Source organism: Nonomuraea sp. NPDC050547, from assembly GCF_044457345.1.
Taxonomy (GTDB): Bacteria; Actinomycetota; Actinomycetes; order Streptosporangiales; family Streptosporangiaceae; genus Nonomuraea.
Genome location: NZ_JBITGW010000024.1, coordinates 103,436 through 127,979, shown reverse-complemented (window position 1 = coordinate 127,979; position 24,544 = coordinate 103,436). Strand labels below are relative to the sequence as shown.

The following is a 24,544-nucleotide window of genomic DNA, read 5'->3' as shown; positions in this document are numbered from 1 at the left end:
GGACGACCCACCGGGCAGGGCCGCCTACGCTGCCGGACATGGAGGCGAGTATCGAGGTCGACGGGCTGCGCAAGCGTTTCGGCGCGGTGGCGGCGCTGGACGGCATGTCGTTCACCGCCCGGCCGGGGCGGGTCACGGGTTTCGTCGGCCCCGGCGGCGCGGGCAAGTCCACGACGTTGCGGGTCGTGCTCGGGCTGGACGTGGCGCAGGAGGGCAGGGCGCTGGTGGGCGGCCGGCCGTACCGGAGCCTGGGTGAGCCGTTGCGGCACGTCGGCGCGCTGCTGGACGCGGACGCGCTCCATCCGGGCCGCAAGGCCCGCGACCACCTGCTGTGGCTGGCTCATGCGCAGGGCGCGGGGGCGCGGCGGGTGGATGAGGTGGCCGAGCTGGTGGGGCTGGGGGCGGCGATCCGGCGGCGGGCGGGCGCCCTGTCGCAGGGGGCGCGTCAGCGGCTGGGGCTGGCGGCGGCGCTGCTGGGCGATCCGCCGATCCTGGTGCTGGACGAGCCGTTCGCCGGCCTGGACCCGCAGGAGAGCGCATGGATGGGCGGGCTGCTGCGGGAGCTGGCGGGCGAGGGGCGCGCGGTGCTGGTGGCGAGCCGGCTGATGAGCCGGCTGCAGGACACGGCCGGGCATCTGGTCGTGGCGGGGCGGGGGCGGGTGGTGGCCGACCTGGGCGTGGACGAGCTCGTCGCCGACGCCTCGCGCGGGCGCTTCACCGTGCGCACGGGCGCGCGGGAGGCGGCCATGGCGGCGCTGGCGGGCGCGGGCGCGACGGTGGCGGTCAGCGGGCAGGAGGAGCTCACCGTCTCGGGGCTCGACGGGCGTGAGCGGGTGGCGCGGGTGCTGGACGGCGCCGCCGTGCCGTACACCGAGATCGTCGCCTATCGGGCCACGCTGGAGGAGGCCTACATGGAGCTGACCCGGTGAGCGTGGCGTTCGGCCGGATGGTGCGGGCGGAGTGGACGAAGCTGCGCACCGTGCGCGCCTGGACGGCGGGGCTGGCCGCCGGGCCGCTGGCCGTCTTCGCCCTGGCGGTGGCCACAGCGGCGGGCAGCACGACCGGCTGCGGGGTGAACGACACCGCGGTGGCCTGCCCGGCGCCGCCGATCGGGCCGGGCGGGCAGGCGGTGCAGGACACGGCCTCCTTCGTCCACCGGGAGCTGAGCGGCGACGGCAGCGTCACCGTGCGGGTGGCCTCACTGCGCGCGGCGGCGCCGTGGGCCAAGGCGGGCCTGCTGGTCAAGGACGGCACGCGGCCGGGGGCGTCGTACGCGGCGGTGATGGTGACGGCCGGGCACGGCGCGCGCCTGCAGCACGACTTCACCGAGGACCTCGCCGGCAGCCCCGGCGCGGCGCCCCGCTGGCTGCGCCTGACCCGCACCGGCCAGGACGTGACCGGCGCCGAGTCCGCCGACGGCCAACGGTGGCGCACGCTCGGCACCGTCCGGCCGGCGGGGCTCGGCCCGCGGGTACGGGTGGGGATGTTCGTCGCCTCACCGGAGGAACTGTCGGTCGAAGGGGGCCATCTGGGCGGGGTCATCGCCCGGGGCCGCCCGGTGGCGGCGACCGGCGTCTTCGACCACCTCACCCTTCGGGGGGAGGCTCCCGGGCGGGCGTGGACGCGGTCGGGCGAGGGCGCCATGACCGAGGCCGCGGGCGTGTACACGGTGACCGGTGGCGGCGACATCGCCCCCCTGGGCCCCCACGGCGGCGCGACGCTCCAGCAGCTGCTGAGCGGGGTCGTGCTGGCGCTCATCGCCGTCATCGTGGTGGCCACCGTGTTCGTCACCGCCGAGTACCGGCGCGGCCTGATCGCCGCCAGCCTGCTGGCCGGCCCGCGCCGCGGCCGGGTGCTGGCGGCCAAGGCCGTGGTCGCCGGCACGGTGAGCTTCGCCGGCGCGCTGGCCGCGCTGGTCGCGAGCGCGCTGGTCGCCCTGCCGCTGCTGCGCGCCAACGGCAACCTCGTCCTGCCGGTCACGCCCGTCGCCGAGGCCGGGGTGCTGGCCGGCACGGCGGCGCTGGTGGCGCTGACGGCGGTGCTGGCGGTGGGGCTCGGCGCGTGGCTGCGCCGGGCCACCCCGGCCGTCATCGCCGCCGTCGCCGCCGTCGTCCTGCCGTACGTGCTGGCCACCACCTCGCTGCTGCCGCCGCCGGTGGGGCAGTGGCTGCTGCGGGTGAGCCCGGCGGCCGGCTTCGCCGTCCAGCAGAGCGTTCCCGCCTATCCGCACGTGCCGGGCAGCGGGCTGGCGCAGGAGGGCTCCTTCCCGCTGCCGGGCTGGGCGGGGCTGGCGGTGCTGGCCGCCTACGCCGCGCTCGCGCTCGGCCTGGGCCTGCGCCGCCTCGGCCGCGGCGACGCGTGAACCCCTTCAGCTGAACCCCCTCAGCTGATCCCCTCAGCGTCCCGCGGCCTGCTCAAGGGCGGCGATGATGCGCGGGCGCAGCTCGGCGGCGCCGATGATGGCATCCACCGACCCCACCTCGACGGCCCGCTGGATGCTGTGCACCCGGTCGAACTCCGCGGCGACCTCGCCGAGCTTCTCCGCCCGCACCGCGGACTGCACCTCGGCCAGCTGGGCGTTCAGCGCCGCCCGCTCGGCCCCGCTGGCCGCGGAGACCCGCGCCTGCAGCTCGGTGACCCGGGGGTCGGTGGCGGTGCGGTTGTTCACCTCGCCGGAGAAGACCACGGCCGCCGCCGGGGCGCCACCGAGCACCGAGGCGAACGAGCCCTCCAGCGCCAGCACCGTCATGTTCGGGTTGAGCGCCTTGGAGAAGACCACGAACGCGCCGCCGTGGTAGCGGGAGATGACGCAGAACACGATCGGGCCGTCGAAGTTGACGATCGCCCGGCCGATCTCCGCGCCGTACTCCAGCTGCAGCTTGCGCATCGATTCGGGCGAGCCGTCGAAGCCGGACAGGTTGGCCAGCACCACCAGCGGCCGGTTGCCGGAGGCGGCGTTGATCGCACGCGCGGTCTTCTTCGACGAGCGCGGGAACAGCGTGCCGGCGGTGTAGGTGTCGGGGCCGTCGGTGGGCGGGAAGCCGCGCCGCGGCACCGAACGCGACTCGATGCCGATCAGGCAGACGGGGAACCCGCCGATGTGGGCGTCCTGCACGGCGGAGGTCTCGGCGTCGGCCATGCCCGCCCACCGCTCCAGCACCGGGTGGTCCTGGTCGGAGACCGCGCGCATCACGGTGCGGATGTCGAACGGCTTCTTGCGGTCGGGGTTGTGCTCGGCGGAGAAGATCTCGCCGACGGTGGTGAAGTCGCTGCCGGCGATCTGGTGCGGGTAGGCGCGCACGTCCCGCCCGGCCGGGTCGATCGTGGACGCCCGCCGCGGCCCGCTCTCCCCGGGCACGACGTAGGTGTGGTCGTAGTGCGCCATGAGCACCTCGCGGGCGGCGGCCAGGTTCGGCGCCCAGTACTGCGCCTGCCCGTTGGGCCCCATCACCCGGTCGTAGCCGCCGATGCCGAAGTTGTCCTCGGCCGAGACCCCGCCGGAGAAGTCGAGCGACTGCTTGCCGGTGAGCACCATCGCCGAGTCCGGTGTCATCACCAGGATGCCCTTGGTGTGCATGAGCATCGTCGCCTCGGCGTTCCAGTACGGCTGCGCCCCGACGGTGATCCCGGCGACCACGATGTTGATCTCGCCGCCGGCCTGGGTGAAGGTGACGATGCGTTTGAGCGCGGCCGCGACCCAGTCCATGTTCTCGGTGCCGGAGGTCATCGAGATCCGCGCCCCGGCCGACAGCGCGAACCACTCCAGCGGCACCCGCATGCGCTCGGCCAGGTCGAGGGCGGCGATGACGCGCGCGCACTCCGGCTCCGACAGCGCGCCCAGCGCCTTGGTCGGGTCGCCGAGCAGGACGACGCGGGTGACGCCTTCGGGGTGACGCTCGGTGATCGTGGTGACCACGCCGGCCACGAGCGCGGCGGAGTTCTTGCCCGGGGGGCGCCGCACGGGCACGAGCGCGCCGTGCTCGTCGAGGTCGTGCTCGGCGAAGGCGCCGCGCGGCCCGGCCAGCAGGCCGGTCAGCTCGTAGGGGTAGACGGTGCCGCGGCGGGCGGCGCGCAGCACCTTCTGGCGGTAGTCGTCCAGCGGCTGCAGCGGCTCGGTGGAGGGCTTGCCGACGTGCACGTGCGCGCCGCGGCCCGCGTCGAGCGTGATGCGCACCGACACCTCGGCCAGCTCGCCGGATGTGGTGCGCTGGCGGGCCACGAACTGGACCTCCTCCAGCCCCGCGCCGGCGGTCGTGGGCAGAATGCGCTGGACCAGCATGTTGAGCTCGTCGGTGGAGATCTCCGTCGAGGGCCAGACGTACATCATGATGCGGTTGGTGTCGAAGCGCTTGTTCTGGGGGCGCTGGGCCTGGATGTTGCGGATGGCGTCCAGGCCGGCGGTGATGGCGTCCTCGACCGCGGGCAGCGCCACCAGGCGGCCGTCGGCTTCGCGCAGCGGGGTCAGGTCGCGGACCTGGCCCATCGCGATGAGCCGTTCGTCGGCCGGGTTGCTCTTGGCCACGGCCTTGAACAGGTAGACCTCCTCGTCGGCCGACGGCAGCCGGGTCAGGTCGAAGGCGCGCAGGCGCTGCAGTTGCAGGCGCTGGGCGATCTGCGGGTGCAGGCCGCGGATCAGCCGGTCCTCGGTGAAGCCGCCGGCGCCGTCGGGCCGGAAGGTGAAGTGGTGGTGCATCACGGCGCCGCCGGTGCCGGCGACGGTGGTGGTGATGCGGCGTACGCCGTGGGGGCGGGCGTGCTCGGCCAGGATGCGGCCGAGCCGCTGCGCCATGGCCTCGGCGTCGGGCTGGTCCTCCCAGGTGAGGTAGAGGTCGGCGACCAGCTCGCGCCGCACGCCCTGCTCCCGGCCGCTGGCCCGGCCGCTGTCTTGGCCGCTGTTTGCTTCGGTGTCCGGTTCGGTGAAGGCGGCCAGCGCGGTGACGGCGGCGGGCAGGGCGGCGATGTCGACGGCGGTGGTGACCACGCGGGCCAGCCCGTTGGGGCCGCTGTGCTCGGCGGTGACGAACCGGCTGCCGCCCGCCTGGCTGACGGCCACCTGCGACAGGGCGCGGTTGCCGTAGTAGCGGCGGGTCAACACCTCCAGCAGGGGAGCGTGCTCGCGTCCCGGGCGGCGCATGCGCTGGCCGATCAGGCGCACCAGCGGCTCGGCGCTGGCGACCATGACCTGGATGCGCTCGGCGCGGTCGGGCGCCTCGGGGTTGTGGTCGAGGTAGCGCAGCTCGTCGCGGACGGCGGCGTACACCTTGGCGCGGTTGCGGCGCAGCAACGGCTGGGCGAACCAGCGGAAGACCACGCCGCGGGCCAGGTCGGAGACGGTGGGAAAGCGCACCTGGGTGGCTTCGACCAGGTGCTCCAGGCCGAGCCCGGCGCGCTCATACAGCGACTCCAGCGGGGGCGTGCCGCCCAGCCACTGGCGCAGCAGTTCCGAGACGATGGCGACGTCGGTGCTGATGCGCTGCTGGGCCAGGAAGATCCGGAAGACCGCGGCCTCCAGCTCCGGGGTGCGGTCCAGGCCGGTGATGCCGTAGTGGGCCAGGACGGTGGCGAGCTTGGCCTGGAAGCTCTCGGTGAGGCCGGCGCGTTCGGCGTCGAGGCTCTGCAGGTAGCTGTGGAAGAACTCGCGCGGGCTGTGCACGGCGCTGTCGGGTTCGGCGTCGAGTTCGACACCCGGCTTGTTACGGCTGAGCTCGCACAGGTCGGCGAACAGGGTGAGCAGGTTCAGCTCGCCCTCCAGCAGCCGGCCGCCGAGCTCGGCGCGCGCCGACAGGTAGGCCGACAGGACCCGCTGGCCGTCGTGCGGGTCGACGTCGAAGCCGAGCAGCAGGCTGCGCAGGTCCTGCAGGCCGCGCTCGACGCGTTCGGCGGGGGAGGCGGGGGCGGGTTCGGCGGGCAGTTCGATCTCGACGTCGGCGACGGCGGCCTGCTCCTGGCCGGGGCCGTCGTCCGACAGCGGTTCGAGCCGCATGAGCGGCGCGGCGGTCTCGACCTGGCTGCCGACCGAGACCGGGCATTCGCGCACGCGGGCGCGGAAGGGCGCGCGCAGCACGGTCTCCATCTTCATGCTCTCCAGCACCAGCAGCGGCGCGCCGGCCTCGACCTCGTCGCCGACGGCCAGCGGCGTGGCCACCACCAGCGCGGGCGCCGGCGAGCGCACGACGCCGCCCTCGTCGCGGCTGACGCGGTGGGTGACGCCGTCGACCTCGACCAGGTGGATGGGGCCGTGGGTGGCCGAGACCAGGCGGAAGCGGCGGCCGTTGACGACGATCTGGCCGCAGTGCTCGTCGAAGCGCTCGACCTCGACGTCGGCCGGGTACGGCCGGCCGCCGCCGGAGACGGCGACGCGGAAGCGGTTGTGCCCGACGCGGGCGACGCTGACCCGGTAGCCGACGCCGCGCAGTTTGAGGTCCAGCGGGCGGCCGGGGTCGTGCTGGACCTGGGGCCGGCCGCCGTGGGCGGTCGACAGCAGCCGCTGCCGGCTGACCTCCTCCTCATCCTGGTAGGCCTCGATGGCGGCGGCGGCCAGCGCGATGGCGGAGTGGCGGTGGCTGACCAGGCCGCCTTCGGCGCGCACGCGGTCGATCCAGCCGGTGTCGGCGCGCGCCTGGATGACCTCGGGCTGCTCCAGCAGGTCCAGGACGAAGCTCTTGTTGGTGGCGCCACCCTCGATGATCACCGTGGTGTCGGCCAGCGCGCGGCGCAGCCGGCCCAGCGCCTGCTCGCGGTCGCTGCCGTAGGCGATGATCTTCGCGATCATGGAGTCGAAGTCGGCGGGGATGGTGTCGCCCTCGCTGACGCCGGTGTCGACACGGATGCCCGGCCCCGACGGCAGCACCAGGCGGGCGATGCGGCCGGGCGCGGGCGCGAAATCGCGGTCGGGGTCTTCGGCGTTGAGCCGGGCCTCGACGGCGTGCCCGATCTCGGCCGGCTGCCCGCCTTCCAGCCGCCCGCCCGCCGCCACGTGCAGCTGCAGGCGGACCAGGTCGGTACCGGTGGTGACCTCGGTGATCGGGTGCTCCACCTGCAGCCGGGTGTTGACCTCCAGGAAGGCGAACAGCTGCTCGCCCGGGTGGTAGAGGAACTCCACCGTGCAGGCGCCCCGGTAGCCGACCGCCACGGCCAGCCGTTCGGCCGAGGCCTTCAGCTCGGCGCTCTGAGCGGCCGACAGCACCGGCGAGGCCGACTCCTCGATGATCTTCTGGTTGCGGCGCTGCACCGAGCAGTCGCGCACGCCCAACGCCCAGGCCGTACCCTGACCGTCGGCGATCACCTGGACCTCGACGTGCCGGGCGCCGGTCACCAGGCGCTCCAGGAACACGACGCCGGAGCCGAACGCGCGCAGCGCCTCCTGGCTGGTGCGCTCGTAGGCGTCGGTCAGCTCCTCGCTGGAGGCGACCATGCGGATGCCGCGCCCGCCGCCGCCCGCGCTCGCCTTGAGCATCAGCGGATAGCCGATCTCCTGCCCGGCGGCCAGCGCCTCGGCCAGCGTGGCGACCTCGCCCCGGCTCCACGGCGCCACCGGCACGCCCACCTGCTCGGCCAGGAGCTTGGCGCCGATCTTGTCGCCGAGCCTGCGCATCGCCTCGGCGCTGGGCCCGATGAAGGTGACGCCGAGCTTCTCGCACAGCTCGGCGAAGGCCGGGTCCTCGGCGACGAACCCCCACCCCACCCACGCGGCGTCGGCGCCGCACTCGGCCAGCGCCCGCTCCAGCACGGCATGGTCGAGGTAGGGCCGCGCCGAGGCGGGCCCCAGCGGCACGGCCAGATCGGCCTCCCGCACGAAGGTCGCGCCGCGGTCGGCGTCGGTGTAGAGGGCGACCGTCTCGATCCGCTGCCCGGTCTCCGCTGAAAGATCCCGCACCGCGTGAATGAGGCGCATCGCGGCCTCTCCCCGGTTGACGATGGCCACACGACTGAACACCGGCTGAGCCTCCCCAAGACGTAACGCACAGAAGGCGACGTCCGAAACCCGGAGCGTCGCCTGCACCCTGTCCCCATACCCTGCTCGATCACCGCCGGGTATACCAATGTCCGCATCGCGCATGGTGGGGCCCCCATGTTGTGGAGACCCCACAAAAGACCTCCGGCGATCAGGACGCCGACAGCGCCCGCGCCAGCACGTTCGCCCCCTGCCCGTCGACCGCCTCGGTCAGCATGATGGGCCCCTGCGACATGAAACGGGGCTCGTGGCCGCGGTGCTCGTCGGCGGCGTGCACCGTGTACGGGTGCAGCAGGTACACATCACCCGGCGCCCCCGTCGCATACGCCGGCGGCCGGTGCGCGCTGGCCCGATCCACCAGCGGCCCGGCCACCATCGCGTCCAGCACGTCCTCGCCCAGCACGGCGAAGGCGTCGCGGTGCGAGCCCGCCCGCACCCGCGTCGGCGCGTCGTGCGGCCCCACATGCGACAGCAGCACCAGCAGCAGCATCGTCCGCGAACGGCCGCTGACACCCCAGCTGCCGTCGCCGCGCTGGGTGTTGGCGTCGATGTGCCAGCCGCGGTCCTCGACCGGCGGCAGATGCGGGAAGCGCACGGGCACCATGCCCAGCGCCCCGCGCGGCTGCCAGCCGCCCGGCCCGGCCACGGCGTCGTAGGCCGCGTGCAGCCGCGGGCTCCTCATGATCTGCCCGTACGGGCCCTCTCCGGTGTTGTCCATCGCCCACACGACCGGCTCGCGCCAGGAAGCCGGATCGTCGGGCGACAGGCCGATCTGGCGCCACAGCAGCATGCGGGCCGCATCGGCCACCTCCGGCTCGACGACCGCCTCCACCTTGGCGAAACCGTCTGCGGCGAAACGCTCCACGTCGATGACATCCATGCCCGCCACGCTAACGACCATGTCCACCGATTTACCCCCTGCGCCACCCCAGAGCCGCAGGCCAAGGCCCGGGTAGGGGTTGCCGCCGATCGGCGCCGGCACGAGCGTTACGCCCAGGCACTCCCACAGAAAGGACCACCGGCTCGATGTCGCGCTTATCCCGCATAGCGGCCGTGCTCGTGCTGGCCGTACTTCCGACCACCCTCACCTCGACCTCCGCGGCCGCGCGCACCGGCAGCGCGGTCGACGTCGCCCTGGAGTGGTACGACGCCTCCGCCCTGACCGTCAAGCTCGGCGGCGCCTCCGCCGCGGCGACCAACTCGCGCGTGTGGGCGATCGGATGGACCGCGGCCACCCGCGCGCTGGTGCGCCAGCCGCTGGCCCCGGCCGCCTACCAGCAGGCCGCGCTGGCCTCGGCCGTGCACGCGGCCCTGCTCGACTTCGCGCCGCCCGGAAAGCCGCAGCTGGACGCGGTCCTGGCCGGCACGCTGGCGCGCATCCCCGACGGGCAGGCCAAGGAACGCGGGATCGCCGCCGGCAAGGCCGCCACCGCCGCCCTGCTGGCCGAGCGCGCCGGCGACGGCCTGGACCCGGCTTCGGTCGACGCCGCCTACCACCCGCAGCCGGGCGCGCCGGGCGTCTGGCAGCCCACCCCGCCGGCCAACACCCCCGCCATCCAGTACGGCCTGCGCCAGGCCAAGCCGTTCCTGCTGGACGGCGCCGGCCAGTTCCGGCCCACGCCCGACCCCCTCGACTCCGAGCGCTACCGCCGCGACATGGAGGAGGTCCGCCTCTACGGCGCCGCCGACTCCACCGCCCGCACGCCCGAGCAGACCGCGGTGGCGCAGTTCTGGGCCACCACCCCGCTGCCGATCTTCACCCAGGTGCTGCGGGGGACGCTGGAGCAGAAGGCGTCGTGGCCGCTGGCCGCCCGCGCCGGGCTGGTGGCCGCCTTCCACGTGGCCTCCGTCGACACGCAGATCGCCGTGTCCGACGCCAAGTACGCGCACGTGCGCTGGCGGCCGGTGACCGCGCTGCGCGCCGCCGGCCACACCGGCTGGACGCCGCTGCACGAGACCCCGCCCCACCCCGACTACGTCAGCGGCCACGCCGCCTACGCCGGCGCCGCCGAGCAGGTCCTCACCGCGCTGACCGGTCCCCGCCCGGCCCGGCCCATCACCGCCTCCAGCGTGGTGGCGCCCGGGGCCGACCGCACCTACACCTCCTGGCGGCAGTTCACCCAGGAGAACCTGGACGCCCGCGTCTGGTCGGGCATCCACACCCGCGACGCCGATGACGCCGGCGCGCAACTGGGCCGGCGCGTGGCGCTGCACTCCCTGCTGCACCTGCCCGGCCTGCTCTTCTAGCCTCCGCCGCCCTTGGCGGCCACACCGCCGGGGGCGGGGGTGGAAGGCCGGTGGCGGGCCCCACCCCCAGGGCCGGCCACTACCGGCGCCTGTTCCCCGTGCCCGGGGGACAGGCGCCGCTTCCGTGAAAGACGCGCGATACCGGCAAGCAAGGAGCCGCTGTCGCGGTGAAGAGCAAGCGGCTGCTCCACGGTGACGGGCACAGGGCCGCCGAGGCGGCGGGCACCGCCCCGCTCGCGCCGGCGGGCGGGCCGGTGGCGGAGCACGGCCTCCCCGCGCGGTGCACCTCCCTCACAGCGCGCCCCCGCGCGGTCTTTCCCGGCGCGGTTCGCCGCGAAAGCCGGCGGGGTCGGCGGCGAGAGGGGGTGGTCAGGCGCGGCGGATCGTGATGTCGCCCTCATGGCTGCGGGCGCGGATCTCGACCGTCTCCTCGAACCCCTCCGGCCCCTCACGGGCCTGCAGGGTGTTGACCAGCCGCCCCTCGGCCGTGCTCACATCCAGCAGCGCCGCCGTGCCCTGCCGGATGCCGACCTCTAGGTCGCCGCCGGTGCTCGTCAGGACCACGGTGCCGCGGCTCACCTGCCCGATCCGCACGCTGCCGTACACCGTCTTGGCCTCGACGCCGGCGTGGGCGCGCTCGATGCGCATGTCGCCGTGCACGCCGCTCAGCCGCAGGTCGCCGGTGACCTCGCCGACGGCGCACTCGCCGTCGTCGTTCCTGATGACGGCGCTGCCGTCGATCTCGTGGATCCTGACCTCGCCGGATCCGGTGGTGATCTCGGCGCGGCCGTGGGCGCGCTCGACGGTGATCTCGCCACTGTCGGTGCTCAGGCGGACCGGGCCGGCCTGGTCGAGGCGGATGTCGCCGTAGTCGGTACGCAGCCGGACCTCGCCCAGCCGGCCGATGCAGCGGAACTCCCCGGCCATCGCCTCGCCCTGCACGTGCGAGCCGGCCGGCACCTCGATCGTCACGCTGGGGGAGGACTGACCCCATTCGCCCAGCATGCGCATCAGCCCGGACAGGCTCCAGCCGGGCTTGCTGCCGGCGGTGGCGGCCGCCTGCCGTACCACCCCGGACAGGCCCGGGTCGCGCGGCGCGGCGGAGACCACCAGGGTGGCGCCGTCGTAGACGGCCCGGACCTCCTCCTCCTGCTCGCCGTCGCCCGGCCGCACCTCGATCACGGTGTCGGCGCGGTCGCCGGCGATGATGGTGACGTCGCCGCCGGGCAGGTCGATCCTGACCGTGATCGGCTCGGGCGTGTCGAACGTCGGCATGGGAAACCTCCTGAAGATGCTGGTGTGGACCGCTCAGCCGACCCAGCCGCTGTGGCGGCGCCCGCCGGCGGCGGGGCTGCGCGGGCCGCGGCGGGCGGACGACTCGAACGTGGCGGCGACGGCGCGCACGAGCCAGGTGTTGACCGACAGGCCCTCCTGCCGCGCGGCCTCCTCGATCTGGCCTTTGAGCTGCTCGGGCAGCCGGAAGTTGATCCGCGCGGTACCGCCGTCCCTGGCGTCCTTGCCCGCGGCGGCGGGCGGTTCCGCGTCCTGCTCGGGGGGACGGTCGAAGGCGTGCTCGGCGGGCGAGCGCGTCAGGACGAAGGCCGGCTCGCCTCGGCGCAGGCGCACCTCCACCGAGCCGGGCGCCAGATCGCGGGTGATCTCGTCGGCGGCCTCCGACAGCGCCTCCAGCAAGATGAGCCGCACGGAGGACTCCAGGGGCGCGGCGAGCCGCCCGGCCAGCGCGACCGCCTCCTCGCCGCCGCCCTGCGCGGCGACGGCCAGCTCCCGGCGGAGCCGGTCGGCGTACGACGTGAGATCCATGACGCCACTATGGCGCCAATCCGGCGCCAGCACAAGCCAGAATGGCATCAGGACAGAAGGGCGCTAACCTGCCCACGTGATTGCTTTCCGCCCCATAAGCTCCACAAGCCCGGCTGACCTCGAGCGCGTCACCGCCTGGACCGTGCGCGAGCCCGTCGGCTGGATCGACGCCGAGCGCTACCTCCACGACCTGGCCGCGGGCATGTACCGCCCGGAATGGACCTGGATCGCCGAGGACGCCGAAGGCCGCATGGTGGGCCGGGCGCTGTGGTGGGGACCGGCCACCGCCCCGCACCCGGTCGCGCTGGACTGCCTGGACGTCGACCCGGCGGCACCCGGGCGCACGGCGATCGCCGCCCGGCTGATCGGCGCCGCGCTCGCGTCCATCCCGGGCCCGGTGCAATACGCCGTCAAGGCCGCCGGCGGCTGGCGCGAGCAGCCCGCCACCGCGGCCGCCGTGGGCTGGCGGCGCGCGGCCGCGCACGCCGCCGGGCTCACGCGCGAGGTGGAACGGCTGCAGTTCGCCTGGACCCCCGAGGCCGGCGTGCCCGCCGCCACCGGCGCGCTGCGCTTCGCCCAGGCCGGCGACGAGGAGTTCCTGGACGTGTTCGAGCGCATCGCCGAAGGCAGCCTGGACGCGCAGACCCGCGCGAGCGTCGCGGCCAAGGGCGCGCGCGCCAGCGCCCGCGAGGAGATGGACTTCTACCTCAACGCGCCGGGGGAGCGGCACTGGTGGCGTCTGGCCCACACCCCCGACGGGCAGGTGGCGGGCATGGCGATCCCGTCGGCCACGCCGTACCACGTCAACGTGGGCTATCTCGGCGTGGTGCCGCACTACCGCGGGCGCGGCTACGTCGATGAGATCCTCGGCGAGATCACCCGCCTGCACGCCGGCAACGGCGCGGCGCGCATCACCGCCACCACCGACCTCGCCAACGCCCCCATGGCCGCCGCCTTCCGGCGGGCCGGCTACCAGGTCACCGAAATCCGGCTGAATCTCTCCAGCTGACCTGCCACTGTTGAGCCCATGGATCTCAGCGACGCCACGAAGCTGGCCCGAGCCCTCGAAGAGCTTCTCCGGGACGCCCACCACGAGATCAACCAGTCCAAGCCCACCCCCGAGCTGGTCGCCCGCGTCACCGGCCACCTGGGCAGCCCGCTGCAGCACATCGCCAACGTGACCGCCACCTTCCCCGCCTGGGAGCACGTCAACCTCCAGCGCGGCATCGACGCCTACCTGGCCGAACACGCCCCGCACGCCCAGTGGTTCGGCGTCGCCGGCCAGGGCCGCGAGCACGAGGACTTCGTCAACATGCTCGCCAGCGCCGCCCGCGGCTACGAACGCTTCGAGCCCGGCGCCGTCGACTACACCACCGCGCCCATCGGCCCCGACGAGAGCGCCGAAGTCATCGCGCTCGGCCTGATCCTGGCCCGCTCACCCGACGGCGAGCCCGTCGTCATCGGGCTGCGCGGCCCGCAGCAGCACGGCCCGCCCAAGAGCAACGTCGTCGTGCTGGCCACCGACCGCGCCATCGCCACCCGGACCCGGGAGGCGATCGAAGGGCACATGCGCGCCCACGACATCTACCGCGGCCAGATCCTGTCGTTCGAATGGAGCGAGCACCGCGGCAACGACCTGGTCACCTTCCTGCCCCGCCCCCAGGTGAGCGCCGAGCAGGTCGTCCTGCCCGAGGGCGTGCTGGACGGCATCGAGCGCCACATCATCGGCATCGGCGAGCACGCCGTACGGCTGCGCGAGCACGGCCAGCACCTCAAACGCGGCCTGCTGCTGCACGGCCCGCCCGGCACCGGCAAGACCCACACCGCCCGCTACCTGATGGGCCGCATGCGCCAGTGCACCGTCATCGTGATGACCGGCTCGGCGATCAGGTTCGTCACCCAGGCGGCCGGCCTGGCCAGGCGCCTGCAGCCGGCGATCGTCATCCTGGAGGACGTCGACCTGGTCGCCCGCGACCGCTCCTACACCGAGGACGGCAACCCGCTGCTGTTCGCGCTGCTGGATGCGATGGACGGCGTGGGCGCCGACGCCGACGTCACCTTCGTGCTCACCACCAACCGCGCCGACGTGCTGGAGCGCGCGCTGGCCGACCGCCCCGGCCGCGTGGACCTGGCGGTGCGCATCCCCAAGCCGGACGCGGCCGGCCGCCGGGAACTGCTGCGCCTGTACGCGCGCGACATGCGGCTGGAGGCCGACCTGGAGCCGATCGTGGAGCGCACCGACGGCGCGACCGCCTCGTTCTTCAAGGAACTGCTGCGCCGGGCGGTCCTGATCGCGCTGCGGCGGGCCGAGAGCCTCACCACGCTCACCGGCGAGCACCTGGGCCGGGCGCTGGAGGAGATGCTGGATGAGCGCCAGACGCTGACCCGGGCGCTGCTCGGCTCCGGCGAACGCGTGCACGAGGGCCAGGAGGCCGACCTGTTCGACACCCCGGCCCCGATGTTCGGGCCCGGCATGCACCTGCACGGCCCCTGACCCGGCTACACCAGGGCCAGCTGCGCCGCCTTCGGCACGAGCGGGGGCGGGGGAGCGGGGGCGCCGAAGTCGAGGTGGTAGCCGCGGCACAGCTGCTCGATCTGGCCGAGGATGCGCTGCTCGTAGCCCGGCGCCGGCAACCCGGCCGGATCGTAGAGCTCCTCGTAGCGCTCGGCCAGGGCGGGATGGGCCCGCCCCAGCCACGTCATGTACCAGGCGCGGGTGGCCGGCGGCAGGCGCAGCACGATCGCCTCCACCCCGCCCGCGCCGCTGGCCGCGATCCGCCGCACGGTCGCGCCCAGCTGGTCGGCGGCATCGCTCAGCAGCGGCAGCACCGGCGCCATCAGCACCCGGCACGCCACCCCGGCCTCCACCAGCGCCGCCACCAGCTCCAGGCGGGCCTGCGCCCCGGGCGCGCCCGGCTCGACGGCCCGCCGGATGCGCTCGTCGACGAACGCGATCGAGACCGCCACCCGCGCGCCGGCCGCCGCCAGCACCTCCGCGTCACGCAGCACCAGCGAGCTCTTGGTGTAGACGGTGAACGGCACGCCCGCATCACGCAGCGCCGCCACCACGCCCGGCATCAGCCGGTAGGTGCGCTCGGCCTCCTGGTAGCAGTCGCCGCTCAGCCCCACCGCGACCGGCGCGCCGTCGAAACGCTCCAGCTCCGCCCGCAACCGCGCCACGGCGTTGGCCTTGACCACGATCCGGGTGTCGAAGTCGCGCCCGGCGTCCAGCCCGAGCTTGCGATGCCCGGCGCGGGCGCCGCAGCCGCGGCAGGCATGGGCGCAGCCGCGATAGGGGGAGACGCCCCACTGCTGGGCGATGCCCGCGGCCGGCGGCACCCGCTCGATCATGGTGCGGGCCTGGGTCTCGTAGAAGCCGCCGCGCAGCACCGCACGCCGTTCGATCAGCGGCTTGTGCTCGCCGGCCTCGAGTAGCGAAAGCGCGTCCCACTCCACGAGCCCAAGTGGAACACGTATTCGACTGTGTTGGCAAGCGGATCCGCCGCATCTAAACTGGCACGAACGTACCACTTTCTGGGAAGGGCTCCACCCCCATGGCCTGGATCCTGCTCGCCCTCGCCATCGCCAGCGAGATCGCCGCCACCTCCGCGCTCAAACTCGCCAACGGCTTCACCCACCTCGGCTGGAGCATCGGCGTCATCGCCGGCTACGCCACCTCCTTCGCCCTGCTCGGCAAGGCCCTGCAACTCCAGCTGGAGATGGGCACCGCCTACGCCATCTGGTCCGGCGCCGGCACCGCGGCCATCGCCCTCATCGGCTTCGCGTTCATGGGCGAGAGCCTGTCCCCGCTCAAGATCGGCGGTATCGTGCTCATCATCGCCGGCGTCGTCGTCCTCAACCTCGCGGGAACGCATTGACCAAAAAACCCCAGGCCCGCGCCACCCAGCGCCGCACCGCCCTGCTCAACGCCGCCGTCGGCCTGCTCACCGAGAACGGCTTCGCCGCCCTGACCCACCGCGCCGTCGCCCAGCGCGCCGCCCTGCCCCTGGCGGCCACCACCTACTACTTCGCCTCCCGCGACGACCTGCTCGCCGAAGCCTTCACCCACCTGGTCGAACGCGAACTCGGCCACCTGCGCGAACACGGCCTCACCGGCCTGGCCGACGACCTGGCCGACGCCGACCGCCCGCACCAGCTCGGCCTGTGGGAGCTGTACGTGCACGCCGGCCGCGACCCCGCCCTGCAAACGATCGCCCGCCGCTGGAGCGACGGCTGCCTCGCCGTCACCGCCGACCACCTCGGCCTGCCCCCCGCCCACCCCCGCGCCCGCCTGCTGTACGCCACTGTCTGCGCGCTGTGGCTGGAACACGTCGTCGAACAACGCCCCCTCGACGACCTGCGCACCCTGCTGGCGCTCGCACTCGAAAACGCCTCGCGCCCCGAATGACCGATGCCTACACTTCGTCCGTGCTCAAACCCACCTACCCGATCACCACCGAACGCCTCACCCTGCGCCCCTTCACCCCCGAAGACCTCCACGACCTACACGCCTACGAATCCCTGCCGGAAGTCGCCCGCTACCTCTACTGGGAACCACGCGACCTCGACACCACCCGCGCCTTCCTGGACAAAAAGATCGCCCGCACCGCCCTGCTCGACGAAGGCGAAGCGATCGACGTGGCCATCACCCTCACCGAAACCGGCGAACTCGTCGGCAACTGCGTCCTGATCTGGACCAGCAAACAGCACCGCCAGGGCGAGATCGGCTACGTGCTGCACCCCCGCTTCCACGGCCGCGGCTACGCAGCCGAAGCCACCCGCCCCCTGCTCGGCCTCGGCTTCGACGACCTCGGCCTGCACCGCATCGTCGGCCGCCTCGACGCCCGCAACCACGCCTCCGCCCGCGTCCTGGAAAAACTCGGCATGCGCCACGAGGCCCACCTCATCGACAACGAGTACGTCAAGGGACAATGGGCCACCGAAGCCGTCTACGCCATCCTCGCCCGCGAATGGCAGAACCCATGACCACCTGGCACACCCTGTGGGACGCCCGCCCCGGCTGGCTCAACACCGCCAGCTACGGCCTGCCGCCCCGCCAGGCCCACACCGAACTGCAGAGCGTCCTGGACCAGTGGCGCCACGGCAGCAGCGACTGGAAGCCCTGGGACCACAGCGTCGGCCGCGCCCGCACCGCCTTCGCCCACCTCATCGGCGCGCCCCCCGCCGACATCACCATCAGCTCCACCGCCTCCCAGATCAACTCCACCATCGCCACCGCCCTGCCAGAACGCGCCCGCGTCCTGGTCCCCGACATCGAGTTCACCAGCAACGTCTTCCCCTGGGCGGTCGCCGCCGAGGTGGAAACCGCCCCGCTGGCCCGCCTGGCCGAGCACATCACCCCCGCCACCACCGCCGTCGCCTTCAGCCTCATCCAGTCGGCCACCGGCGAACGCGCCCCCCTGGCCGACATCATCGACGCCGCCCGCCAGCACGACACCCTCGTCATCGCCGACGCCAGCCAGGCCTGCGGATGGCTGCCCATCACCCCCGACGGCATCGACGCCCTGGTCTGCGCCGCCTACAAATGGCTCATGGCCCCCCGCGGCGCCGCCTTCGGCTACCTCTCGCCCCGCCTGCGCGAGCGCATGCGCCCCCTGGCCGCCAACTGGTACAGCGCCCCCGACCCCGACACCGCCTTCTACGGCATGCCCCTGCGCGTGGCCGACGACGCCCGCGCCTTCGACCTGTCACCGGCCTGGTTCTGCTACGTCGGCGCCGCCCCCGCCCTCGAACTGCTCACCACCCTCGGCGTGCGGGCCGTCGGCGCGCACAACCTCGCCCTGGCCGACCACGTCCGCGCCGGACTCGGCCTGCCCCCGGGCGACAGCCCCATCCTGTCCCTGGAAGCCGACCCCGCCCGCCTGGCCGCCGCCGGCATCACCGCCGCCACCCGCGCCGGCCGCGCCCGCCTGTCCTTCCACGCCTACAACACCCTCGCCGACGCCGAACGCGCCCTGGAGGCCCTGTCATGATCCTGCACCTGGCCCTGGCCGCCGACTGGCACGCCACCGGACCCGCCGGCTACCAGGTCTCCACCCTCGGCAAAACCCTGCAAGAGGTCGGCTTCATCCACTGCAGCCACAACCACACCCAGCTCGACCAGGTCGCCGCCACCTTCTACACCGGCGTCACCGAACCCCTGCTCGTCCTGCACATCGACCCCACCGGCCTGGACGTCCGCGAAGAAGGCGGCTTCCCCCACCTGTACGGCCCCCTGCCCGCCGCCAGCGTCACCGCCACCCACCCCTTCGTCCCGGGGGCGAACCGCAGCTAGGGCTTGCGCCAGACGATGGTGTAGCGCAGCAGGAGATGACGGCGAAAACGCGAGCCCGGCAGAATCTCCGCAGCCAGCTCCCGCATCCGCGGGTAGGTCACCGGCGGCGGCCACACCATGGGCGAGGGATGCACCCAGTGACCCTTCACCGCACGGTGCACCATGCCCACAGCCATACCGGCGAGGTCACGCGGCAGATCCCCGGGCATCGTGCTGCGGGCCAGGCCGACGACGGCCACGACGCCGCCGGGGCGCAGCAGCTCCCGCATCCGCGCCAGCCCGGCCGCGGCGTCCATGTGGTGCAGGGTGGCGACGGAGGCGATCACGTCGAAGGAAGCGGGCTCGAACGGATGGGTGAGAAAGTCGCCGACGATGTAGTCGATCTCGCCGGGCTGCTCACGGGCCAGCTCGACGCTGGGCGCGTCGAGGTCGATGCCGCTCACCCGCGGCACGCGGCGCCTCAGCTCGCGGGCGAGCATGCCCTCACCACAGCCGACGTCGAGGGCGCGCCGGGCATCGTGGGGGAGTGCGCTCAGGACGCGGGGATGGAAATGGATGTTGTGATTCCACCGCCCGCCGTCCTTCACCACCATGCGACCATCCTCCCGCACGACGCCCCTCACGACAGACCGCGGCCATCCTCACCGCCCTCGCCCGCAAAGGCACGGACCGGAGCCACGGCTACGACCTGTGCCGCACCCTCGACCTGAAAGCCGGCACCGTCTACCCCATCCTCATCCGCCTCGCCGAACGCGACCTCGTCGAAACCTCCGGGGAAAGCGACCCGCCCCGCGGACGCCCCGCCCGCCACCTGTACCGCCTCACCACCACCGGCGCCGAACTCGCCCGCACACTCCCCACACCCGCCCCCGCCCACGACGGCACACCGGCACCCAGCCCGACCCGGCTCGCGCCCGGGACCACCTGACCCCGGCCCGCCCCGCCGTTCGGAGGACCTCGATGCTCCCCGACCCTCCCGATCAGCCCCCGAAAGCCGCCGCCCGATACGCCACCCACCGCGCATACGTCAACGCCGCCCGCCCCGTCACCCGCTCCACCACCGGCGACACCTCCGCCACCACGCCCACCCGCGCCGCCAGCCCCTCCACCAGCTCGGCCGCCACCGGCGCCGGCATCCCATGCCCCACCGCCCGCTCCACGAACACCTCCCGCGCCACCTCCTCAAACCGCAACCGCCGCCCCACCGTCTCACCGATGATCCGCACCCGCTCCACCTGCGTCAGCGACTGCGGCCCCGTCAGCACGAACGCCTCACCCACCAGCCGATCCACCAACGCCCGCACCGCCACCGCCGCGACGTCACGCGGATCCACCGGCGCCAGCGCCGCCCCGCCGTACACCCCCCGCACCACCCCGCCCGCGGCGATCTGCGGCGCCCACGCCAGATCATTGGTCATGAACGCGTCCGGCCGCACGAACGTCCACGCCAGCCCCGACGCCCGCACCGCCTCCTCCACCCGCAGATGCTGCTCACCCACCCACCCCGGACGCGCGAACGTCACCGCCGACGACGACAGCACCACCACCTGCCCCACACCCGCCTGCCGCGCCGCCACGCAGAAAGCACCGGCCGCATCGAACACCGGGAACAGGAACACCCGCTCCACCCCCGAAAGCGCCACCGGCAACGACTCCGGCCGCCGCAGATCACCCGCCACGACCTCAACCCCCTCGGGGAAGACGTGCGCCGCCGGATCACGCGTCAGCACCCGTACCTTCTCACCCGCCTCCAGCAGCTCACGCACCACACAAGCGCCCACATTGCCACTGGCACCCGTCACCAGAATCACGATCAGAACCCTTTCCCGCCGAACCCCCGAGGCGACAGCTCAGTCCATGCTCCACGAACGCAGCTTGTGCGGATTACGCACACCCCAGATGCGCTGAATCCGATCACCGGCGACCTCGAACGCCATCACCACCACCGTGACCCCCTCCTGCACGGCCACCAGACCAGGCCGGCCATTGACCGTGCGCTCCACCACCGACAGCCCCGGAACCAGCCGTGCGATCTCCACGATGTAACCCGCGATCGCCCGCGCACCCTCCACCGGACGCAACGCCGCACTCACCACACCGCCGCCGTCACCCACCGCCGTCGCATCCGGAGCCAGCAACCCCAAAAGCGCCTCGATGTCCTGGGACTCCCACGCCCGCTTGAACTCCCGCACCACACCCGCCTGCCGCGCCACCGCGGTACGCGGCACCTGCGCCTCCCGCACCCGCCGCCGCGCCGAAGAAGCCAGCTGACGGCACGCCGCCGCACTACGCCCCACGATCTCGCCCACCTCGGCGAAGGAATACCGGAACACATCATGCAAGATGAACGCCACCCGCTCCGCCGGCGTCATCGACTCCAGCACCACGAGAAACGCCATGTTCAACGACTCATCCAGCGTCACCCGATCCGCCGGATCGACCACCGCTCCACCCAGCCGCCCCGCCGCCCAATCCGTACGATCCGGCAACGGCTCCGGAAGCCACTCACCCACATACGACTCCCGCCGCGCCCGCGCAGAACCCAGCACATCCAGGCAGATCCGGCTGGCCACCTTCGTCAGCCACGCCCCCGGAGACTCGATCGCCTCCTGCCGCTCCCGCGACATCGCATACCAGCGCACATACGTCTCCTGCACCACATCCTCGGCATCAGCCAGCGACCCCAGCAGCCGATACGCCAGACTGATCAACTGCCGCCGCTCACTCATGACCGCGCTCAGGCTCGGATCCACAGGGCTGCTCATCAGGTCCCCGACCTCCTCAGGTGGCTGTGCCGTCACCCCTACGACGAAACACCACCACCAAATGTGAGGTCACACCGGCACCTCACATTCCGCCCGCCCACCTCGTCGAACGACCATGACCAAGCTCAGCGCGCTCACCGGCGCCTACACCCTCGACCCCGCCCGCACCCGCATCGGCTTCACCGCCCGCCACACCATGGCCAGCCGCGTCCACGGACACTTCACCTCATACGACGCCCACGCCTACCTCGACGCCGAAACCCCCGCCAACTCCACCATCGACCTCACCATCCACACCCACAGCCTCCACACCCGCAACCCCCAGCGCGACCAGCACCTGCTCACCCACTTCCTGAGCCTGGCCGACCACCCCACCATCACCCTCACCTCGACCGACGTGCGCCGGCGCACCCCCACCAGCTTCGCCCTCACCGCGGACCTCACCATCCGCGGCACCACCCGGCCCATCACCCTGGACCTGCACTACCGCGCCACCGACGACGGCCCCCGCCTCAAAGCCGCCCTCACCGTCAACCGCCACGACTGGCACGTCAACTGGAACGCCGCCACCACCCTCCTGATCAGCCCCCACGTGACCCTCGAACTCGACGCCATCGCCACCCGCCGCCCCTGACCCCCGTCAGTGCGCGCGCGCCCGCTCCAACGGCACACCCCGCCCGCCCTACGCGCCCCGGCCCACGGCCTCCCTGGCACCCCCACGGCGCCCCTACGATCACCCCATGCCCGACACCCGCGCCCACGCCCGGCACTTCGCCGACACCTGGCAACACGGCTGGACCCACCACGACGCCGACGCCATCCTCACCCTCTACGCCGACGACGCCGTCCACACCTCCATGCCCTTCCGCCCACCCCACCGCGGAAAAGCAGAGATCGCCGCCTACATCCACCGATCCTTCGCCGAAGAACACGCACCCCGCGCACACTTCGACCCACCCATGGTGGACGGCAACCACGCCGCCATCGAATACCGCGTCACCGACGGCGACCACACCCTGGCCGGCTGCGTCTTCATCACCTTCGACAGCGACGGCCGCGCCCTACAAACCAGGGACTACTGGCACGAGAGCTAACCCCGCACCCGCGCCACCGGGGGAGCACCCACCGGAGCCGGAGCAGGAGCCACAGGCGCCGGCGCACCCGGCGCCGCACCCACCCGAACCGCCCGCACCGCCGGCTCGGCACGCTCCGCGCACCCACCCTGGCAATACCCGTTCGACACGATCAACCGCCCACGCGCCGCCGTATACGACTCACGACCCGTCGCCGGCAGCACCCCCTGACACACCTGGCACAACACTTCGTTCCCCATGCGGGTCCCCTTCCGGACGCGTACCAGATATCCAGAGTAAGCGCACCAAAACCATCCAAGGCGGCATTTCAACGACTCGTCAAGATTCCTCGTCAACCCCCGCCGCCGGCGACCCGCACCCCACCACCGACCCCGCAACGCCGCCGGCCGCACCCGCACCCCGCCGCTACCCGCCGCCCGCACCTCATACCCCAGGGTCGGCAGCCGCTCCACGCCATGGCGTCCCCAGCCGGCTCCGCCCCCGACCACAGCGGCCGCGCGCCCGCCACCAACGCACAGACGTGTCCACCATGCCCACCGGTGTGGGGGAGAAGCCACCCACCGGGCACAGGGAGTAAGGCCGCATGCCCGCGCACCGGAGCGGCGCGGGCATGCGGCAGCCGAGTCCGGGGGACCACCCCCCAGCGCCCCCACCGGGCCCGGAGCACACAAAGGACATTTCAGTGAATGTCCGAACAAGGCCATCTTTTACGGCCTCGCCCACCGATGGATCATCACGCCAGAAGCCCGCACCTGTCAATTCCCGACCAACACGTGAGATGGTGCAAATTTCGACAGTTGAACGCATGAATCCCCAGGCCACCCAGGCCATCGCGCGATTATCCGGATTGCGGTCAACCGCTTTAACGCTTCACGGGCAATCACTTTCCGGAAATTCACACAGGAATATGGCAGGCACGCAAAGAAATGAGATGACAACCGACCGCTGCCGGCCACCCGCGGGGGAGCGGAGCCCAACTCTCCCGCCACACCGCATTACCCCGGCGTTCACGCCCGGCCGCCGGCGCGCGCCGGGGGGACCGCCACCATGAGTCACGACCACCCACACGCCTTCACCGCCCACACGACCCAGGCCGTCCGGGGGTCACACCGTCGCGGCGGACGGGTGCGTCAACGAGCCGAGGGAGCCTGGAGCCGTCGGCCGGATCAACCGCCCTCGGGGCGGGCACTCTTCCCCGTCACAGGCGCTCGGCGACGGGAGCGGCGGGACGCACCGGCACAAGTGGCCCCAGACAAGGGGGCGCGCCGAGACGAGGGTCAAGATCACGTTAACTTGACATAATGTACATTATCGAGCAAACGCGGACGATCGGCCCGACCCGGGAAAACCCCACACAAGCCATCCTGCCGCAACGCCTCACCCACGCCGCGAGCGCGCGCCGCGTCCAGGGCCCGCCCGCAGAACCCCGTCGCACAGCACGGCGGGCACGGCACGACGGACGCGGGCACGGCGACGCCCCGCCGCAGGCGTCCCTGGCAAGTCCGGCGGGCGCGCGTGCATGATCTCGTCCGGCGCGGGCAGCACGCAGGCCATGTCGACTACGGCCCTCGTCGCGCTCACCGGCGTCGTGGCGGCCGGTGCCATCTGGCTCATCGTGCTGGCCGCCCGGCTCACCCGCCGCCCCCGCAACCGCCCCGCCCCCAGCGCCGACCTGGTCGGCCAGGCGCTGGAGATGAAGGCGCTCGGACAGGTGCAGGAGGCGGTCTTCCTGGTTCGCGGCGAGACCGGCATGAGTCATCGCGCCGCCGCACGCTTCGTCCGCCGCCTCTGAACCACCCGCCGCTAAATAACCCCAAAATAGGCTATACCGGACAGAAGGTGAATTCTGTCCGGTATAGCTAATGCGCGCGGAAAGGGGCCGTCACGGGGCCTTGTACTCCTGCGCGGGACCGCAATAGCTGATGCCGACCGGGCTGTTGCTGTAGCGGCACACCTGCACCACGACCCGGTCGATCGGCCGCACGCCCGAGGCGTCGGCCAGCGTCAGCGCGACCGGGACGGTGGCGTCGTCGGCCTTGACCTGCCCGCCGGCCACCTTGTCCGCCCCGTGGTAGGCGCTGAAACTGGCCCGGCTGTACATGTCGTCGGGCGCGCAGGTGGAGAACTCGCGCTCGTCGGACAGGGTTCCCGCCACCTTGACCGTGGGCCTGATGACGGGCCCGGTGACCCATTCCAGGGTCCCCTCGGTGGAACCGCGCTTGCACGAGTCGCCGGAGTCGGCCGCGTAGGGCACCGTCGCCGCCGGTGCCGCGGTGGCCGGTGTGGCGGTGAGCAGGCCCGTGGCGGCGACGGCGGCGAGCAGGAGCGGGACGCGTAGACGCATGACATCGACCTTCCGTGTGGGGGT

23 protein-coding genes are annotated in these 24,544 nt (G+C 73.1%); 14 read left to right on the top strand and 9 right to left on the bottom strand.

The annotated features are described in order from the left end of the window. The first annotated feature begins 38 nt into the window (after positions 1 to 38). Positions 39 to 929 (top strand): ABC transporter ATP-binding protein, encoded by an 891-nt coding sequence (locus tag ACIBHY_RS45940; protein WP_397310030.1) that lies wholly within the window; start codon positions 39 to 41, stop codon positions 927 to 929. Further along, positions 926 to 2,362: a hypothetical protein gene (locus tag ACIBHY_RS45935; RefSeq protein ID WP_397310029.1), complete on the top strand. Its 1,437-nt coding sequence runs from the start codon at positions 926 to 928 to the stop codon at positions 2,360 to 2,362. The genes ACIBHY_RS45940 and ACIBHY_RS45935 overlap by 4 nt, the downstream gene beginning before the upstream one ends. A gap of 33 nt (positions 2,363 to 2,395) precedes the next feature. Here ACIBHY_RS45935 and ACIBHY_RS45930 read toward each other — a convergent pair whose 3' ends face one another. Beyond that, positions 2,396 to 7,936 (bottom strand): carboxyl transferase domain-containing protein, encoded by a 5,541-nt coding sequence (locus ACIBHY_RS45930; RefSeq protein WP_397310028.1) that lies wholly within the window; start codon positions 7,934 to 7,936, stop codon positions 2,396 to 2,398. A 169-nt stretch (positions 7,937 to 8,105) separates the two neighbouring features. After that, positions 8,106 to 8,834 carry a phytanoyl-CoA dioxygenase family protein gene (locus ACIBHY_RS45925; RefSeq protein WP_397310027.1) on the bottom strand — a complete coding sequence of 243 codons (729 nt, stop codon included), beginning with the start codon at positions 8,832 to 8,834 and terminating at the stop codon, positions 8,106 to 8,108. 146 nt (positions 8,835 to 8,980) lie between these two features. Between ACIBHY_RS45925 and ACIBHY_RS45920 the strand changes: the two genes are divergently transcribed. Continuing rightward, complete coding sequence (locus tag ACIBHY_RS45920) at positions 8,981 to 10,201, top strand: vanadium-dependent haloperoxidase (protein ID WP_397253036.1); 1,221 nt, start codon at positions 8,981 to 8,983, stop codon at positions 10,199 to 10,201. A gap of 369 nt (positions 10,202 to 10,570) precedes the next feature. Here the strand turns inward: ACIBHY_RS45920 and ACIBHY_RS45915 are convergent, their stop codons facing one another. Together ACIBHY_RS45915 and ACIBHY_RS45910 are read right to left on the bottom strand one after the other, a co-directional pair. Further along, complete coding sequence (locus tag ACIBHY_RS45915; RefSeq protein ID WP_397310026.1) at positions 10,571 to 11,476, bottom strand: DUF4097 family beta strand repeat-containing protein; 906 nt, start codon at positions 11,474 to 11,476, stop codon at positions 10,571 to 10,573. A 33-nt stretch (positions 11,477 to 11,509) separates the two neighbouring features. Then, complete coding sequence (locus ACIBHY_RS45910) at positions 11,510 to 12,022, bottom strand: hypothetical protein (protein ID WP_397310025.1); 513 nt, start codon at positions 12,020 to 12,022, stop codon at positions 11,510 to 11,512. 142 nt (positions 12,023 to 12,164) lie between these two features. Here ACIBHY_RS45910 and ACIBHY_RS45905 point away from each other — a divergent pair, with 142 nt between their 5' ends. Continuing rightward, positions 12,165 to 13,031, top strand: coding sequence for a GNAT family N-acetyltransferase (locus ACIBHY_RS45905; protein ID WP_397310024.1), 867 nt, complete (start codon positions 12,165 to 12,167; stop codon positions 13,029 to 13,031). An 18-nt stretch (positions 13,032 to 13,049) separates the two neighbouring features. Continuing rightward, a complete protein-coding gene (locus ACIBHY_RS45900) occupies positions 13,050 to 14,516 on the top strand; it encodes an AAA family ATPase (RefSeq protein ID WP_397310023.1) in 1,467 nt (488 codons plus the stop codon). A gap of 5 nt (positions 14,517 to 14,521) precedes the next feature. Here the strand turns inward: ACIBHY_RS45900 and ACIBHY_RS45895 are convergent, their stop codons facing one another. Beyond that, positions 14,522 to 15,478, bottom strand: coding sequence for a radical SAM protein (locus tag ACIBHY_RS45895; protein ID WP_397253046.1), 957 nt, complete (start codon positions 15,476 to 15,478; stop codon positions 14,522 to 14,524). A 98-nt stretch (positions 15,479 to 15,576) separates the two neighbouring features. On the opposite strand from ACIBHY_RS45895, the gene ACIBHY_RS45890 reads away from it, so the two are divergent. From ACIBHY_RS45890 to ACIBHY_RS45870, 5 genes are read left to right on the top strand one after another with little or no spacing between them, the layout of a single operon-like run. After that, positions 15,577 to 15,900, top strand: coding sequence for a DMT family transporter (locus ACIBHY_RS45890; RefSeq protein WP_397253048.1), 324 nt, complete (start codon positions 15,577 to 15,579; stop codon positions 15,898 to 15,900). Further along, positions 15,897 to 16,430, top strand: a complete 534-nt coding sequence (locus ACIBHY_RS45885; RefSeq protein WP_397310022.1) for a TetR/AcrR family transcriptional regulator — start codon at positions 15,897 to 15,899, stop codon at positions 16,428 to 16,430. Before ACIBHY_RS45890 ends, ACIBHY_RS45885 begins: the two co-directional genes overlap by 4 nt. 20 nt (positions 16,431 to 16,450) lie before the next feature. Continuing rightward, entirely contained in the window at positions 16,451 to 17,008 is a 558-nt protein-coding gene (locus tag ACIBHY_RS45880; protein ID WP_397253052.1) for a GNAT family N-acetyltransferase, read from the top strand. Continuing rightward, the gene (locus tag ACIBHY_RS45875; protein WP_397253054.1) at positions 17,005 to 18,015 is read left to right on the top strand and encodes an aminotransferase class V-fold PLP-dependent enzyme; all 1,011 of its coding nucleotides are present in this window, start codon (positions 17,005 to 17,007) and stop codon (positions 18,013 to 18,015) included. Before ACIBHY_RS45880 ends, ACIBHY_RS45875 begins: the two co-directional genes overlap by 4 nt. Next, on the top strand, positions 18,012 to 18,317 hold the full coding sequence (locus ACIBHY_RS45870; protein WP_397253056.1) for a DUF952 domain-containing protein: 306 nt from the start codon (positions 18,012 to 18,014) through the stop codon (positions 18,315 to 18,317). The genes ACIBHY_RS45875 and ACIBHY_RS45870 overlap by 4 nt, the downstream gene beginning before the upstream one ends. Here ACIBHY_RS45870 and ACIBHY_RS45865 read toward each other — a convergent pair. After that, positions 18,314 to 18,910: a class I SAM-dependent methyltransferase gene (locus tag ACIBHY_RS45865; RefSeq protein WP_397310021.1), complete on the bottom strand. Its 597-nt coding sequence runs from the start codon at positions 18,908 to 18,910 to the stop codon at positions 18,314 to 18,316. The genes ACIBHY_RS45870 and ACIBHY_RS45865 overlap by 4 nt on opposite strands. Between ACIBHY_RS45865 and ACIBHY_RS45860 the strand changes: the two genes are divergently transcribed. Continuing rightward, positions 18,844 to 19,245, top strand: coding sequence for a PadR family transcriptional regulator (locus ACIBHY_RS45860; protein WP_397310020.1), 402 nt, complete (start codon positions 18,844 to 18,846; stop codon positions 19,243 to 19,245). The genes ACIBHY_RS45865 and ACIBHY_RS45860 overlap by 67 nt on opposite strands. Positions 19,246 to 19,297: 52 nt before the next feature. Here the strand turns inward: ACIBHY_RS45860 and ACIBHY_RS45855 are convergent, their stop codons facing one another. After that, positions 19,298 to 20,119, bottom strand: coding sequence for an NAD(P)H-binding protein (locus ACIBHY_RS45855; protein ID WP_397310019.1), 822 nt, complete (start codon positions 20,117 to 20,119; stop codon positions 19,298 to 19,300). Positions 20,120 to 20,167: 48 nt separating this feature from the next. Continuing rightward, positions 20,168 to 21,070, bottom strand: coding sequence for an RNA polymerase sigma factor SigJ (gene sigJ / locus ACIBHY_RS45850; RefSeq protein WP_397310018.1), 903 nt, complete (start codon positions 21,068 to 21,070; stop codon positions 20,168 to 20,170). Positions 21,071 to 21,197: 127 nt separating this feature from the next. On the opposite strand from sigJ, the gene ACIBHY_RS45845 reads away from it, so the two are divergent. The 3 genes from ACIBHY_RS45845 to ACIBHY_RS45835 all read left to right on the top strand — a co-directional run bounded on the left by ACIBHY_RS45845 (position 21,198) and on the right by ACIBHY_RS45835 (position 23,968). Further along, the gene (locus tag ACIBHY_RS45845) at positions 21,198 to 21,716 is read left to right on the top strand and encodes a YceI family protein (RefSeq protein WP_397310017.1); all 519 of its coding nucleotides are present in this window, start codon (positions 21,198 to 21,200) and stop codon (positions 21,714 to 21,716) included. A gap of 106 nt (positions 21,717 to 21,822) precedes the next feature. Further along, on the top strand, positions 21,823 to 22,176 hold the full coding sequence (locus ACIBHY_RS45840) for a nuclear transport factor 2 family protein (RefSeq protein WP_397253068.1): 354 nt from the start codon (positions 21,823 to 21,825) through the stop codon (positions 22,174 to 22,176). A 1,552-nt stretch (positions 22,177 to 23,728) separates the two neighbouring features. Then, positions 23,729 to 23,968 carry a hypothetical protein gene (locus ACIBHY_RS45835; protein WP_397253070.1) on the top strand — a complete coding sequence of 80 codons (240 nt, stop codon included), beginning with the start codon at positions 23,729 to 23,731 and terminating at the stop codon, positions 23,966 to 23,968. Between the two features lie 90 nt (positions 23,969 to 24,058). On the opposite strand, the gene ACIBHY_RS45830 is transcribed toward ACIBHY_RS45835, so the two are convergent. Then, the gene (locus ACIBHY_RS45830) at positions 24,059 to 24,520 is read right to left on the bottom strand and encodes a hypothetical protein (protein ID WP_397310016.1); all 462 of its coding nucleotides are present in this window, start codon (positions 24,518 to 24,520) and stop codon (positions 24,059 to 24,061) included. Between the last annotated feature and the right edge of the window lie 24 nt (positions 24,521 to 24,544).